Source organism: Trichothermofontia sp., assembly GCF_053493415.1.
Window position 1 is genome coordinate 1 of record NZ_JBRCAD010000142.1, and the last position, 14,268, is coordinate 14,268.

At 56.4% G+C, this 14,268-nt stretch carries 12 protein-coding genes; 10 read left to right on the plus strand and 2 right to left on the minus strand.

What is annotated here, in order from left to right:
* The 3 genes from ACWIUF_RS12355 to ACWIUF_RS12365 all read left to right on the plus strand — a co-directional run.
* Window positions 1-1,038 (plus strand): hypothetical protein (locus ACWIUF_RS12355; RefSeq protein WP_448572701.1); only part of this gene is annotated, 1,038 nt, incomplete at its 5' end.
* Between the two features lie 221 nt (window positions 1,039-1,259).
* Window positions 1,260-1,844: a DUF4168 domain-containing protein gene (locus ACWIUF_RS12360; protein ID WP_448572702.1), complete on the plus strand. Its 585-nt coding sequence runs from the start codon at window positions 1,260-1,262 to the stop codon at window positions 1,842-1,844.
* Between the two features lie 10 nt (window positions 1,845-1,854).
* Window positions 1,855-2,415: an urease accessory protein UreE gene (locus tag ACWIUF_RS12365; protein WP_448572704.1), complete on the plus strand. Its 561-nt coding sequence runs from the start codon at window positions 1,855-1,857 to the stop codon at window positions 2,413-2,415.
* Between the two features lie 160 nt (window positions 2,416-2,575).
* Here the strand turns inward: ACWIUF_RS12365 and ACWIUF_RS12370 are convergent, their stop codons facing one another.
* Window positions 2,576-3,784: a serine/threonine protein kinase gene (locus ACWIUF_RS12370; RefSeq protein WP_448572705.1), complete on the minus strand. Its 1,209-nt coding sequence runs from the start codon at window positions 3,782-3,784 to the stop codon at window positions 2,576-2,578.
* Between the two features lie 123 nt (window positions 3,785-3,907).
* On the opposite strand from ACWIUF_RS12370, the gene ACWIUF_RS12375 reads away from it, so the two are divergent.
* The 4 genes from ACWIUF_RS12375 to ppsA all read left to right on the plus strand — a co-directional run bounded on the left by ACWIUF_RS12375 (window position 3,908) and on the right by ppsA (window position 8,866).
* Window positions 3,908-4,684 (plus strand): phycocyanobilin:ferredoxin oxidoreductase, encoded by a 777-nt coding sequence (locus ACWIUF_RS12375; RefSeq protein WP_448572706.1) that lies wholly within the window; start codon window positions 3,908-3,910, stop codon window positions 4,682-4,684.
* Between the two features lie 355 nt (window positions 4,685-5,039).
* Window positions 5,040-5,165 (plus strand): hypothetical protein, encoded by a 126-nt coding sequence (locus ACWIUF_RS12380; RefSeq protein ID WP_448572707.1) that lies wholly within the window; start codon window positions 5,040-5,042, stop codon window positions 5,163-5,165.
* Between the two features lie 60 nt (window positions 5,166-5,225).
* Window positions 5,226-5,636: a VOC family protein gene (locus ACWIUF_RS12385; protein WP_448572708.1), complete on the plus strand. Its 411-nt coding sequence runs from the start codon at window positions 5,226-5,228 to the stop codon at window positions 5,634-5,636.
* A 746-nt stretch (window positions 5,637-6,382) separates the two neighbouring features.
* On the plus strand, window positions 6,383-8,866 hold the full coding sequence (ppsA, locus tag ACWIUF_RS12390; protein ID WP_448572710.1) for a phosphoenolpyruvate synthase: 2,484 nt from the start codon (window positions 6,383-6,385) through the stop codon (window positions 8,864-8,866).
* A 107-nt stretch (window positions 8,867-8,973) separates the two neighbouring features.
* Here ppsA and ACWIUF_RS12395 read toward each other — a convergent pair whose 3' ends face one another.
* Entirely contained in the window at window positions 8,974-10,641 is a 1,668-nt protein-coding gene (locus ACWIUF_RS12395; protein ID WP_448572711.1) for a GAF domain-containing sensor histidine kinase, read from the minus strand.
* Between the two features lie 293 nt (window positions 10,642-10,934).
* Between ACWIUF_RS12395 and ACWIUF_RS12400 the strand changes: the two genes are divergently transcribed.
* The 3 genes from ACWIUF_RS12400 to ACWIUF_RS12410 form a co-directional block, all read left to right on the plus strand.
* Window positions 10,935-12,422, plus strand: coding sequence for a phosphoglucomutase/phosphomannomutase family protein (locus ACWIUF_RS12400; protein WP_448572713.1), 1,488 nt, complete (start codon window positions 10,935-10,937; stop codon window positions 12,420-12,422).
* Window positions 12,423-12,487: 65 nt separating this feature from the next.
* On the plus strand, window positions 12,488-13,453 hold the full coding sequence (gene rdgB, locus ACWIUF_RS12405; RefSeq protein WP_448572714.1) for an RdgB/HAM1 family non-canonical purine NTP pyrophosphatase: 966 nt from the start codon (window positions 12,488-12,490) through the stop codon (window positions 13,451-13,453).
* Window positions 13,454-13,458: 5 nt separating this feature from the next.
* Window positions 13,459-14,268, plus strand: an 810-nt coding sequence (locus ACWIUF_RS12410; protein WP_448572716.1) for a hypothetical protein, incomplete at its 3' end; no start/stop codon positions are given.

The following is a 14,268-nucleotide window of genomic DNA, read 5'->3' on the forward strand; positions in this document are numbered from 1 at the left end:
GACCTGCCTGACCCCAAACCCCCGATCGTGGGCCGCGAGGCCAAGCCGATCCTGGCGGACTACACGCCCCCTTTCCCCCCGGCCTTAACGGTGCCGCCGGACATTGGCGAGTCCCTGCAAATTCTGACGGCCCTCATGACCGACAGCCGGGACCTGTTTCCGCCCCAAGTGAGCTTCACCGATCCGGCGGAGATGGCCCAAATTATCGACACCAATGCCTACGCCTTCTATCCCCAAGAACAGCAGGTCCATGCCCAATTCCTGAGCGCCCCGAATACGGGGATGGCGCGGGTGCTGCCCGCTGCGGTCTACCGCCAGGACCCGAATGTGTTGCACAATCGCCTGCTGCCCACCGTGGCCGAGAAATTCCCCTTTGCGCCCCTGATTATTTCCGCCACCAACCCGCCCCCCCAGATGGACCCGTCCTGGTTGCCCCGGCTGGCTCCCCAGGAGGCACAGCGCTACGGCTTTATGAACTTGCCTGCCCGTGAGACGGAAGCCTTTGTGCCCCGCCTGACGCTGCAACTGGAGGACGATCGCGTTCAACTGGTGCAGAAGGATTTGGACTATGGGTTCCTGGTCGATGTGGGGCCTGTGCCCCTGGATGCCCTCAATGCCGACTTAAGCCACCGCCAGTTGGCCCTCTCCCCCCAAAGTCGGCACTTTTTCCTGGCCTACCGTCCCCCCACCACCCTGGAGGCCCTCCAGGTTGATCGTCGTCGCTTCCTGTTTGGTGAGGGCCAAGCCTTTAATCTGCCCGAAGCGGTGACCACTGCTGTCCCCATGCAGTTGAACCACACCTACCTGTTGCGCACCCTCCAATTTGATCTGCCCGACCCGGTGCGTACTGGCAGGGCTGTACCGCGCACAGAACGTCGTGCTCTCCCCCTGAAGATGGACTTGCAAAGCCGGGATCTGCTCGTGGCATTCCAGCCCGTGCGACAACGACCTGACGGGAGCTATACCGTGCTGTGGCGAATTCTGGCCCAGTTTCCCGATCCGCAGATTGCCGATCTGGACCAGTTTGTACGCTTTTAGGGAGGTGTGTTGGGCAGTGGGCGACGGCGGGGGAGATAACCAACCGCGACCAGCGGTGATGCTCCTCCCTTTCTGGCTGCGGCAGCCCTAAATCGACAGCCCTAAATCGACAGCCCTAAAGCAGCATCCCTAAAAAACTTATCGGACCTGGAACTTCCAGTCCGTAAAATAGTTCAAAGCAGGTGAACCCTTTATTCTCTATAGCCTGACTTAACGCTACCATGACACATGCTGATGATCGTAGCTTCCTGCATCTTGGGACAGACCACCCTTCGCCCCCCCTGGGCCAGTGGATCGCAGCGGAGCGATCGCCCCGATCCCTGCACCCCACCTTACGGACACACCTCGCCCGTGGCCTGGTGTTGGTAACCCTGACGACCGTGGGTGTCCTATCGGGTATTTCGGCTGATCTGTCGAGTCGTACGCCCCGGCTCCTGTTCCAGGCCGCGGCCCAGGCCCAGTCCTATAGCGACGCCGATGTTGTCAACTACGCCCGTGCCTTTTTAGCGATCGAACCCGTGCGCCAACAGGCAATTCGGGAAATTGGCTCCAGTGCAACGGGGATTGTTTGTTCTGACAGCAACAGCTTTGATTCCCTACCCCGTGAACATCGATCGGTGGCGATCAACTATTGCAACCGATCCAGCGAGATTGTGGCGACCTTCTTTGGGTCTGATCCCGCCGGACGCCAGCGATTTAACGATATCTACCGACGGACCCGGGGCAATCCACCCGCTGACCCAGCCCTATATCAACGCGTCCTGAGCAAGATCTGCGAATTGGCTCCCAATAAGTGCAGCCGCTAGGGGCAGGCTCATGCTAGTCCTAACCCACCGCCTAGCAGCGGGCGAAAGCCTTCCCTCCCTAGCTGTGCCTCCCCTCACCCTGGCTCTTACGGCGGAAGATCGCGCCCGCAGCCGCCATCGCTTTACCACGGAGGAAGGTAGGGTGGTCTATCTGCGCCTCCCCAGGGGGACGGTCCTACAGCATGGAGACTGGTTGTTACCCGCAGGAGCGATCGATGATGCCTGGTTGGACCCTAGGGGCAATGCCGGTTCCATCAGCAATACGGACCATCCACGACCGGCGTCCCAACCCGAAAGCCGTGCCCCCGCTGCTCAAGATGTTGGCCCTGCTGTGCAGGTAGTGGCCAAACCCGAACCCGTCCTGACGGTGACCGCCGATTCTCTCCTAGCTCTCCTACAGGCGGCTTACCATTTGGGCAATCGCCATGTGCCCCTAGAGATTACGTCCCAGTATCTACGGCTAGCCCCTGATCCCGTTTTGCAGGCGATGCTCATGCACTTGGGTGTGACGGTCCGCTCCGAGTTAGCGCCCTTTCTACCCACAGGGGGGGTGTATTACCACAGCCATTAGCCGGATATTGGGCCTGGCGGACCTAGGAGGAAGGAAGACCCGTTTGTTGACAACTCCCCGGCCTAAAGGCGCGGGGATGTTTGGATCACAGAGTGTCTTAGACAGTCAGGCAAGCAAGGTAAAGCCTTCACCCTTCGCCCCCCGGCACTACCCGGTTTCGCTAGGCGTGGCGACGGGTAATCGGCAACTTCAGGACATCACACAATTCATAGGCTAGCCAATCCAACTCTCCTTCCGATAATTGAGTGCCAAGCAGCTCAAAATGTTGATTCTTGGCATGGATAATAATTTCTGGTTCTACCGCTGCGTTCTGACTTTCTGTATAGCTGGGTTTGATGTATTCGATCTGTTCGATATCCCGCCGCCGTGCCGTTTTCGGACGACTGTAGCGTAGGCCAAACATTTGCTTGCTCAAGGAGATTTGTTGTTCCGTAATCTCTAGGCGCAGTTTGCCCAGAGACGAGGGAATGACAAGCTCCACCCCTTCCCCCTGGCGTAAATACTGGATTTTACTATCGGCAGGTTGCGCGATCGCCTGGGGGACCGGAGGCGCACTCGGACGTGGGACATCTAGGGTCGCCAGGGCCTCCTGGGCCGAGGTAACGCGACGGGCTAGGTTTGGCTCAGTTAAACGGCTTAACCATTCCCCCAACTCCAAACTTAAATTGGGGATTTGCTGCACATCAATACGCATTCCCCGCTGGGGCAAGCTGGAGGGATGGGTGCCCGTCAGGAGCGTGAGCAGGGTGGCTCCCAAGCTATAGAGATCGGAGGCCGGAATGGCGCGGCCACTAAATTGTTCTGGGGGCATATAGCCATAGGTGCCTACCACTGTAAAGGCATTGGTGTCTTCGTTGTCACTAAAACTTTTCACGGAGCCGAAATCAACCAGATAAACCTGGCCCGTTTCTCCCGCTGCCGAGGTTCCCAGCAAAATATTGCCCGGTTTAATATCCCGATGGATGACGGGGGGATCTTGACTGTGGAGGTAAACCAGAATCGTCAGAACGGCACGGGCGATCGCCTTCACCTCCCCCTCGCTGAAGGTACGTCCACTGGTCAAAAAATCCTCCAGCGACTTGCCCTGCATATAGGTTTGCACCAAGGCTAACCCCCGTCCAGTGCGGGAGTTCAGCTCAAAATAGTCAATATATTGGGGAATGGCTGGGTGAGAGAGGGACTTCAGGGTCTCGGCCTCCCGGCGAAAGAGCTTCAGGGCATCCCCCTCTAGCTGCTGGGCCAAGGCGATCAGCTTAATCACTACGTGCTGCTGGGTTTGGGGATCATGGGCGAGGAGGGTTCGGCGTCCTGGTTGTTGGCCAAGTTGGCGAAGAACTTCATAGCGATCGGCCAAAAGTGTTGCTGCCATTACTGATGCCCTGGTAGTCAATGTGATGTATTTTGAGCCGTGACATGACGAATACTAAAATACCAGCACCCCTGCCTGAAATTTTATAGCGAATCCCCAATTCTGATCTGAGATGACTTCAAGATGACTTCCCCGCCCCCCTTTCCTAGTCCAATGCTGCCAAACCCTAAAACCTCACCCCCATCCCTGCGTGCCCAAATGCACCCTTTGATCCAGGGGCTGGCGGATTGCATTGAGTCAGCTTGGCGGCAATATCTCGATTTATCCCCTTATCCGCTGCCACCGGAGTTTGGCTATGTGGAAGGCCGGATGGAGGGTGAGAAATTGACGATCGCGAATCAGTGTTATCAAGCGCCCCAGTTTCGCAAGTTGCACTTGGAGTTGGCCAAGGTGGGGGCAAACCTGGATATTTTGCACTGTGTGATGTTCCCCCGCCCAGAATATGACCTACCGATGTTTGGCTCCGATCTGGTGGGTGGTCGCGGTCAAATTAGTATGGCGATCGCCGATCTTTCCCCCGTTAGCGAGGATCACACCCTCCCCGCCAGTTACCAAACCGCCCTCAGCAGCCTGCCCGCCCTCGAATTTGCCCAAACCCGCACCTTACCCGACTGGGGCACCATTTTTTCCGAGTTTTGTGTGATCATCCGCCCCAGCAGCCTGGAGGAAGAAGCCCGCTTCCTGCAACGGGTGGCGGCCTTTTTGACAATCCATTGCCAGCAGGCGATCGCGGCCCAACCCGTCTCCCCGGCTCAGCAGGAAATGATCCTGGCGGGTCAACACCACTACTGCGCCCAACAGTTACAGAATGATAAAACCCGACGGGTCCTGGAAAAAGCCTTTGGGGCCGAGTGGGCTGATCGCTATATGACGACCGTTCTATTCGATACGCTCGCGTAGTGTCTTTACCGGAGAATCGCCGAGTGTTCTGCCAAACTTAATTTTGTCGGTCGGGTCAAACACAGGGTGCCCCAACCAGGCTAGTGCAGCAAACATACCGTTTTGCCAGGTTCCTTTTGCCAAGTTCCTAGTCACAACTTTAGGCGTTGCGGGCTAGAGCGAGATCTACACACGTCGCATGATTAAGTATGCACGGCACTAGTCAGTATATTGGTCAGTATATTGGGCCTCGCAAGCCCGACACCCACCGATACTCCCATTAAGCATGACAGCCGATTCGGCTTAACCGGCCCCGCGCGCGCGATCGCGGCTCACGCGCATTCGTGGGGTTGGCAGCCTACCTGCGGCCTACCCAATGCCGCCTGCCTGCCACTGGCACAATGACTTTGTTCGTAATAACGACTTCAGTCGTCATCCGGCTTGCCCACCGCCCCTAGCAGCGGCCATTCGACCACCCACCCGGCAAAAATCCCTAGCGTAGACAGCCAAGTTACCAGGGATCGAGGTTACCATTCAAATCAACTTTTCAGCGAGGTCCCCTGTGAACATTGAGCGGTTGGATCATCTTGTCCTCACCGTCCGTGACCTAAATGCCACCTGTACGTTTTATACCCAGGTGTTGGGCATGACCTTGGTAACCTTGGCTCCCGATCGCCCTGCGTTGCTCTTTGGGTCACAACGCATCACCCTGCACGTGCAGGGTCAACCCCAAAGTCTACGCGCCCTACAGCCCGTCCCTGGCTCTGCTAACCTCTGCCTGGTGACCTCGGTTCCCCTACCCCGGCTGATGCAGCGCCTACACCACTACGGGGTGCGAGTCATCGAAGGGCCGCTCAAACGCCCCGGCGCGTCAGGGATGTTGCTCTCGATCTACTGCCGCGACCCGGATGGTAACCTGCTGGAATTAGCCAACGAGATCGGCGATCGTCCGGGTGAAGATGACCCAACCTAACCCCCGCTCCTTTCCCCATCCCCAACCCTCCTACCGTGAGCCGGGCAGCCTGGTCATTGTTTCGGTAGCTGAGGCAGTTTAGCGTTGAGCGAATGCCTGAGCAGGCCCAACATCTGAGAACGATTATCCAACAATTTGCATTTTTAGGATCTAGGAAACCAAGCAGTTACCTTCATTACCTTTCCCTTGCGATGGGCACATGGCTACTGCTAGCATCGTTGGTTTTGACGATCGGTGATCCCACAAAAGCCCGGTAGATATGCGGGAATACCGCCCTCGAAGTCCTGGGCAATCCCAAGGGGGCAGCCTAACTCGAACTTTACTCTAGGTAAATATTATACTTTATTAACTGGAACCTTTCCCAATGATTGGGTGAAGAGGAGATTTCATCCTTGACCTGAATGACCTGGAACGTTTGCCTGGTAATGACTTTAGCAAAATTGTGAATAAACTCTAAACAGGGTTCATAAGGAATTTTTCATATTTATAGCCTTACCCCTATGGCAAGATTATGTCAGTATCGCAGTGCAAGAAGTTAATCACTGTAATGTTTGATTCCTTCGAACTGATTCCTGCTAAGAATTATGTCAATTGTCAGGGATTGAAAATGTGTAGTTAGCCAACCCATTGTTTTGGGTATTTTACGATTAGAAGATCCTGTGAGCCGCTTGTGAATCCTTTCTCAATTGCTTAGACACTTAGACAAATCAACCGATCACTAGACAGATAGAATTTGGAGAACTGTTATGGTTCAGACACCCTCTCGCGAAAGCACAACCAGCCCGTCCGCCAAGGACACGGCGCTCATCCTTTGGTTCCAGGAAGTGGGTATTGCCGATATTCCCCAGGTGGGGGGTAAGAATGCCTCACTGGGTGAAATGATTCAGCAATTGACCCCCAAGGGCGTGAGTGTGCCCGATGGGTTCGCCACCACCGCCTACGCATTCCGCTATTTCATTCAAGAAGCCGGGATTCAAGATGAACTGCGTCGGATCTTTGCCGACCTGGATGTGGAAAATGTCCAGAACCTGCGCGAACACGGCAAGCAAGCCCGTCAACTGATCCGCCAAACCCCGTTCCCGAAGCCCCTGGAAGATGCGATCGTGCAAGCCTATGCCCGCATGTGCGATCGCTACGGCAAGAACACGGACGTGGCGGTGCGCTCCAGTGCCACGGCAGAAGATTTGCCGGATGCCAGCTTCGCCGGTCAACAGGAAACCTACCTGAACGTCCACGGGGCCCGGGCGGTGTTGGAATCCTGCCACAAGTGCTTTGCTTCACTGTTTACCGATCGCGCCATTTCCTACCGCACGATCAAGGGCTTCGACCACTTTGAAGTGGCCCTGTCGGTGGGTGTCCAAAAGATGGTTCGGTCGGACTTGGCCTCCTCTGGGGTGATCTTCTCGATCGACACGGAAACGGGTTTCCGCAATGCCGTGCTGATCACCTCCGCCTATGGGTTGGGTGAAAACGTGGTGCAAGGGGCGGTCAACCCGGATGAATTCCTCGTCTTCAAGCCAACGTTGCAAGAGGGGTTCCGGCCCATCTTGTCGAAGCGCTTGGGGACGAAAGAGATCAAGATGATCTACGACGAAGGCGGCACCAAGCATACCAAGAATGTTTCCGTGCCCCCCGCCGAGCGCAACTGCTATTCGGTCAGTGAGGATGAAATCCTGCAATTGGCCAAGTGGGCGTGCCAGATTGAGCAGCACTACTCCACGGTGCGCGGGATGCCCACCCCGATGGACATTGAATGGGCTAAGGATGGCATTACGGGCGAATTGTTCATCGTCCAAGCCCGTCCGGAAACGGTGCAATCCCAGAAGAATCAGAGCGTGCTGCGTGCCTATCACCTGCTGGAACACTCCAATGTCCTCACCAGCGGTCGCAGCGTTGGGGAAGCGATCGGTCAGGGTAAGGCCCGCGTGATCATGAGCGTCAATGAAATTGATGTCTTCAAGCCCGGTGAAGTGCTGATCACCACCCGGACGGACCCGGATTGGGAACCGATCATGAAGCAGGCTAGCGCGATCGTCACCGACCAGGGCGGACGCACCTGCCACGCCGCGATTATTGCCCGTGAAATGGGGATTCCGGCGATCGTCGGTTGCGGCACCGCGACCAGCGATGTCAAGACTGGCCAGGATGTCACTATCTCCTGTTGCGAAGGGGACGAAGGGAAGGTCTACGAAGGGCTGCTGAAGTTTGAGGTGGAAGAAACGCCCCTCGACAACGTGCCGGAAACCCGCACCAAGATCATGATGAATGTGGGCAATCCGGAAGAAGCCTTCAGCCTGTCCATGATCCCCAACGATGGCGTGGGTTTAGCCCGGTTGGAATTCATCATCGCCAACCACATTCAGGTTCACCCGCTGGCCTTGGTCAAGTTTGACGAACTCAAGGATCAGTATGCCAAAGCTAAGATTGCCGAACTGACGGCTCTCTATGAAGACAAGCCCCAGTACTTTGTCGATAAGCTGGCCCAGGGCATTGCCACGATCGGGGCTGCCTTCTATCCCAAACCCGTGATCGTCCGCATGTCCGACTTCAAGAGCAACGAGTATGCCAGTCTGCTGGGGGGGCGCGAGTTCGAGCCGGAGGAAGAAAACCCGATGATCGGCTGGCGGGGGGCCTCGCGTTACTACGATGAGCGCTATCGTGATGCCTTTGCGCTGGAATGTCAGGCGATGAAGCGGGTGCGCGATGAGATGGGGCTGGCCAATGTGATCCCGATGATCCCCTTCTGCCGGACCCCAGAGGAAGGTCGGCGGGTGCTGACGGAAATGGCCAAGCATGGGCTGCGGCGTGGCGAAAACAGCCTGCAAGTCTATGTGATGTGCGAACTGCCCAGCAACGTCATTAACGCCGATGAGTTTGCCGAAGTCTTTGATGGCTTCTCGATCGGCTCGAATGACCTGACCCAGTTGACTTTGGGCCTCGATCGCGACTCAGCCTTGGTCGCCCACCTGTTTGATGAGCGCAATATTGCTGTCAAGCGCATGGTCCAAATTGCCCTCAAGGCTGCTAAGAAGTACAACCGCAAGATTGGCATCTGCGGCCAAGCACCGAGCGACTATCCCGAATTTGCCCGCTTCCTGGTGGAGGAAGGCATTGATTCCATGAGTCTGAACCCGGATTCCGTCCTCAAGACCATTCTGGATATTGCCAAGGTGGAGTCACCGGACGGCGGTTTGATGGATACGGTCATGGATGTGGCCCAGGTGAAATAGCCAAGCTTGGATTCCCTGATTGGCTCTAGAGGCTTAGCTTAGGGTAAGTCTCAGCAGGGTGGGCAGTTGTGTCCACCCCTTTTTGATCGGCTCTACACTTCGAGCGATCAAGTACTACTGGGGGGATGGGGATGCACGGGTAACCACACCTGAAATTCAGCGCCTTGCCCCGGTTCACTAATACAGCGCAACTCGCCGCCATGCCCTTCGGTGACAATCTGGCGGGCGATCGCTAATCCCAACCCCCGTCCCTGTCCCACGTCTTTGGTGGTAAAAAAAGGATCAAACATTCGGGCTTGGACAGCCAGGGGAATGCCGGGTCCGGTATCAGCGATCGCGATCGCGACCCAAGCGGGGTCAGGTTGCCAGGTACGAATCGTAATGATCGCGGGTGAAGGGGGGGCAGACGCAGGGGCGAGGGTCACCGCATCGATCGCATTATTTAGAAGATTGAGAAATACCTGGTTAATCTGTCCGGCATGGCAAGCCACCGCCGGGAGAGGTTCATACTGTTTAATGAGTTGAATCCCGCTCTGGAGCCGATGTTGGAGAATCAGTAGGGTACTTTCAAGCCCTGGGTGGAGATCAACGGCTTTATAGCCAGCCTCATCCAGACGGGAAAAGTTGCGTAGGGACAACACAATTTCCCGAATCCGACGACTGCCCTCTTCCATCGATCGCATTAACTCGGCGCTGTCCTGCCGGATATAGTCCAACTCAGCCGCCACTAAGTCGGCCAGTTCCGACGGCGAAGCCGTTTCCACTTCCGGCAAATCCAGGATGTGGGCGATCGCCTGTACGAGTTGATGACGTTCCGCTGGGAGTAGGGTCAGCCCCGCCATTTCGTAGCGCTCAATCAGGCGATTGAAGATCTCAAAATAGCGGCTGGCATAGGGAAGATTGGCATGGATAAAGGTATTGGCGTTATTAATCTCATGGGCGATGCCCGCCACCATTTGCCCCAAACTTGACAACTTTTCGCTTTGGATTAACTGGGCCTGGGTGGCCTTCAGTTCCTCGAGGGTGGCTTGTAATTGTTCAGCCTGTTGTTGGGCCTGGACGGCTGCCTGTTGGACCTGGGTGTATAGTTCGGCCTGTTGGATGGCGATCGCGGCTTGGGCTGCCAACTGTTGTAGGAATTCTGTCTCCCAGGACAGCCAGGAGCGGGGGCTGCGGCATTCGTGGGCAATCAGGAGGCCCCACAGGCGATCGTGGGGGTGGGTAGCCGTGGTCTCGCCAATCAAAATCGGCACAATTAGGTTTGCCTGCACCTGTAGCCGTTTCAGGAAATTAATATGGCACTCCCCCAGGGTTGAGTTGGCCACATCATTCACGGCCCGCACGCGCCCTTCCAAATATAAGTGGGCATATTCCCCAGAAAAGCAATCATCTTGGCCAATGCTCCCTAACACTGACTGCCATCCCGTATCCACATCTTCGACGACGACTATCCCCTGCCAGTCCGCCTGAAACTGGTAAATGACAACGCGATCGGTCTGGAGGAACTGGCGCACCTCCCTGACGATCGTTTGTAGCACGGTCTCTAACTCCAGGCTGCGGTGGATCGTGGCATTGATCCGATTGAGCAGATCCAGCCGCTGAACCTGTTGCTGTAACTGCTGTACCGACATCGATCGATAGGTCGCTGGTACGGTGAGGGGCACAGGCGTTGGAGCAGGCACCACTTCGGAATCAGGGTTTGCTGGCTCTGCGTCCTCGCTACTCGCCAAGGGCTGATCGCGGGAAGCTGACGCCTGGGTATGTCTAGTCCACATAAGACAGTAATCTAATAAAAGCCGTTGCTCAAAGGGGCCACCTTACTTTATTCGTGGCTGCAATGCCCTATCGGTAGAAACTACCCCCGTGGATGTCAACCGTAGTGACACCCCTTATCTTTTCAGTGTAACGACTTGGTGTAGCGATATCATCTGCTAGTTGGGCCATCGCGATCGGTTGTACGCCTACCCGCTGGGGTTGGAATGGCCAGTCTCCTAGCCCGATGAGCCAGCCGCCCCCCGTTGCCTTCCCCTCTGTATCCCTGTCTCATTCTTGACTTTCCTTGGTATCTATGAGTACTCCTGTTTCGATCCCCAGTCCCCATAGTCCAATTCAGTTTGGTACGGATGGTTGGCGGGGGGTGATTGCGGCTGACTTTACCTGCGATCGCCTGGCCCAAGCGGCTAGCGCAGCGGCCCAAGTTCTTTACCAAACCTACGGACCCGCAACCCAGAGCCGCACGATTCTGGTGGGGTACGATCGCCGTTTCCTCTCAGAGGTCTTTGCCCAAGTCACCGCAGCGGCGATCGCGGCCCAGGGCTTGGAACCCCTGCTGGCGGATACCTATGCCCCAACCCCCGCCTTCAGTTGGGCGGCCCACCAACGGGGTGCCCTCGGTGCCCTCGTAATTACCGCCAGTCATAATCCGGCCCACTACTCTGGGTTAAAGATCAAAGGGGCTTTTGGGGGTTCGGTGCCGCCGGAGGTAACCCAACAGGTGGAAGCGGCGATCGCTCCCCAATTCCAACTGGCTCCCCAAGCCACCACCCAGCCCTTTCCGACCTTCGATCCCTGGGAGGACTACTGTCGGGCACTGGCAACGAAGGTGGATGTTGCGGCCATCCGGGAGGCGATCGCGGCGGGACGGTTGCAGGTGTTTGCCGATGTCATGCATGGGGCGGCAGCGGGGGGCTTGGCCCGGATTTTAGGGATTGACATTCATGAATTGCGTGGCGATCGCGATCCCCTCTTTGGTGGTGGTGCTCCGGAACCCCTGCCCCGTTACCTGGGGAGTCTCCTCAGTCAACTTCGCCAGCACGCAGAGACGGCGACGGCTGGCACGGTGGCGATCGGTTTTGTGTTTGATGGCGACGGCGATCGCATTGCGGCGGTCAATGGTCAGGGCGAATTTCTGAGTCCCCAGATTTTGATCCCCGTGTTGATTGAGCATCTGGTCATCCGCCAGCACGGTCAAGGTGAAGTGATTAAAACCCTCAGCGGCTCGGACCTGATTCCCCAGGTAGCCCAACTGCATCAGTTGCCAGTCTACGAAACCCCGATCGGGTATAAATACATTGCCGATCGCATGTTGGAGCGGGCGACCCAGCAGCAGCCAGTGCTGCTGGGGGGGGAAGAGTCGGGCGGTATTGGCTACGGGACCCATGTGCCGGAACGGGATGCCCTGCTGTCGGCCCTCTATTTGCTGGAGGCTTGCACCCAGTCTGGGCAAGATTTGAGTGCCCTCTATGACCAATTAGTTGCTCAAACGGGCTTACGCTCGGTCTACGATCGCATTGATTTGCCCCTCGCCAGTTTGGAAGCCCGTGCCCATCTCCTAGAGCAGTTGCAAACCCAGCCGCCCCAGGTCGTGGCCGGAGCAACTGTGCAATCGCTTCAGGCGATCGATGGGTATAAGTTCCGTCTAGGGGCTGGCTACTGGTTGCTTATTCGCTTTAGTGGCACTGAACCCTTACTGCGCCTCTACTGCGAAGCCCCCACGGCGGCCCAAGTTGAGGCAACCCTGGCTTGGGCCAAGGAATGGGCCTTGACGACGCCTTAGCTAGGACGCCTTAGCCGAACCGATCACTGTACCTCAATATTGGGTGAAAAGCCGCATCTTGAACCATGACCATTCTTGTCGTCGCAACCGGTAACCCCGGCAAACTCAAGGAGCTAGAAGCCCACCTAGGCGATTGGGACTGGCAATTACAGTTGAAACCCGAAGACCTGGAAGTGGAAGAGACGGGAGATAGTTTCGCGGCGAATGCCTGTCTTAAGGCGACCGCTGTGGCCCAGGCAACGGGGCAATGGGCGATCGCCGACGATTCTGGCCTAGCTGTCCATGCCCTCAATGGGGCACCGGGAATCTACTCGGCCCGTTACGGTGCCACGGATACGGAACGGATTGAACGTCTCTTAACCGAGTTAGGAGATACGACCGATCGCCGCGCCCAATTTATCTGCGCTATTGCCCTAGCCCGTCCCGATGGCACGATCGCTCTCCAAACCGAGGGCCGGTGTTCGGGGGAAATTCTGCGATCGCCCCGTGGGAGCGGTGGATTTGGCTACGATCCGATTTTCTATGTGCCGGAGTACGGGTTAACCTTTGCCGAAATGGCTCCTGTATTCAAGCGATCGATCAGCCACCGGGGACAAGCACTCGCCGCCCTTGAACAGCAAATAGGCACCGCGAAAAATACCCAGCCTGCGCCCCCAAGCCATGTTATCCCATCGGTTGGGGCCGTTGAACGGCCCTCATCCCAAATAAATCGAAGTGCCGAAATGGTAAAAGCATACGAGGAGGCGAAGCCTCTGCCCTACATTAGCAGCATTGAACGCATAGCCTTAGAGAAAGGTCGCCAGGAAGGTGAACAGATCGGGCGGCAGGCAGGTCGCCAGGAAGGTGAACAGGTTGGCTTGGTTAGGGGACGCCAGGAAATGTTGATGGCGTTGTTGGAGTCGCAGTTTGGGGAGGTTGATCGCGCGCTCCTGGACCTCATCCCGCACCTATTGCAATTGTCTAACCGTGAGGCGACGCAGTTAATTTTGCAGCGATCGCGTGAGGAACTCATTGCCCATTTTGGGGCCTAGGCGCAATGCCCGAACGCAGCGACAACGACAGTCCTTGGAAGTTGGTTCTGGAAGCCTATTTCCCCGAATGTCTCCAGTTCTTTTTCCCCGATTTGTACAGCGCGATCGACTGGAGTCGTCCCTATGCGTTTCTGGATACGGAACTACAACAGGTAGTACGCGATGCCTCGTTGGGTCGTCGATTTGCGGACAAGTTGGTCAAGGTGTGGCTGAAAAATGACCAGGAACTGTGGATTCTCATTCATGTTGAGGTCCAAGGTCGCAAAGACACCCAATTTGCGCAGCGGATGTATCAATATAATTACCGGATCAATGATCGCTACGATCGCCCTGTGGTCAGCCTTGCGATTCTCTGTGACTCCAGCCCCACTTGGCGACCGACGACCTATGAACAAACTACGCTGGGCTGTCAGATCAGGTTCCAATTTCTCAGTGTGAAGTTGCTAGACTACAAGCAGCGGTGGGCAGAGTTAGAAGCGAGTGACAACCCGTTTGCGACGGTAGTGATGGCCCATTTGCGGGCACAGGCAACCCGTCGGAAACCGAGCGATCGCAAGACTTGGAAATTTAACCTGATCCGGCGGCTGTATGAACAGGGCTACGATCGTCAGGACATCCTCAACTTGTTTTTGTTCATTGACTGGGTGATGGCACTTTCCGCAGAATTGGAACAGGCGTTTTGGCAGGAAGTAAAGGAATACGAGGAGGCGCAACAAATGCCATATATCAGCAGCGTCGAACGGATTGGCATGGAGAAGGGACTGGCACAAGGTCGCCAGGAAGGTCGCCAGGAAGGTGAACAGATCGGGCGGCAG

Excerpts from the sequence above, each read along its gene's own strand:
- ACWIUF_RS12380 (WP_448572707.1), top strand. The coding sequence starts at position 5,040 with ATGCCGCCTGCCTGCCACTGGCACAATGACTTTGTTCGTAATAACGAC.
- ACWIUF_RS12400 (WP_448572713.1), top strand. The coding sequence starts at position 10,935 with ATGAGTACTCCTGTTTCGATCCCCAGTCCCCATAGTCCAATTCAGTTT.
- ppsA (WP_448572710.1), top strand. The coding sequence starts at position 6,383 with ATGGTTCAGACACCCTCTCGCGAAAGCACAACCAGCCCGTCCGCCAAG.
- ACWIUF_RS12395 (WP_448572711.1), bottom strand. The coding sequence starts at position 10,641 with ATGTGGACTAGACATACCCAGGCGTCAGCTTCCCGCGATCAGCCCTTG.
- ACWIUF_RS12365 (WP_448572704.1), top strand. The coding sequence starts at position 1,855 with ATGCTAGTCCTAACCCACCGCCTAGCAGCGGGCGAAAGCCTTCCCTCC.
- rdgB (WP_448572714.1), top strand. The coding sequence starts at position 12,488 with ATGACCATTCTTGTCGTCGCAACCGGTAACCCCGGCAAACTCAAGGAG.
- ACWIUF_RS12360 (WP_448572702.1), top strand. The coding sequence starts at position 1,260 with ATGACACATGCTGATGATCGTAGCTTCCTGCATCTTGGGACAGACCAC.
- ACWIUF_RS12375 (WP_448572706.1), top strand. The coding sequence starts at position 3,908 with ATGACTTCCCCGCCCCCCTTTCCTAGTCCAATGCTGCCAAACCCTAAA.
- ACWIUF_RS12370 (WP_448572705.1), bottom strand. The coding sequence starts at position 3,784 with ATGGCAGCAACACTTTTGGCCGATCGCTATGAAGTTCTTCGCCAACTT.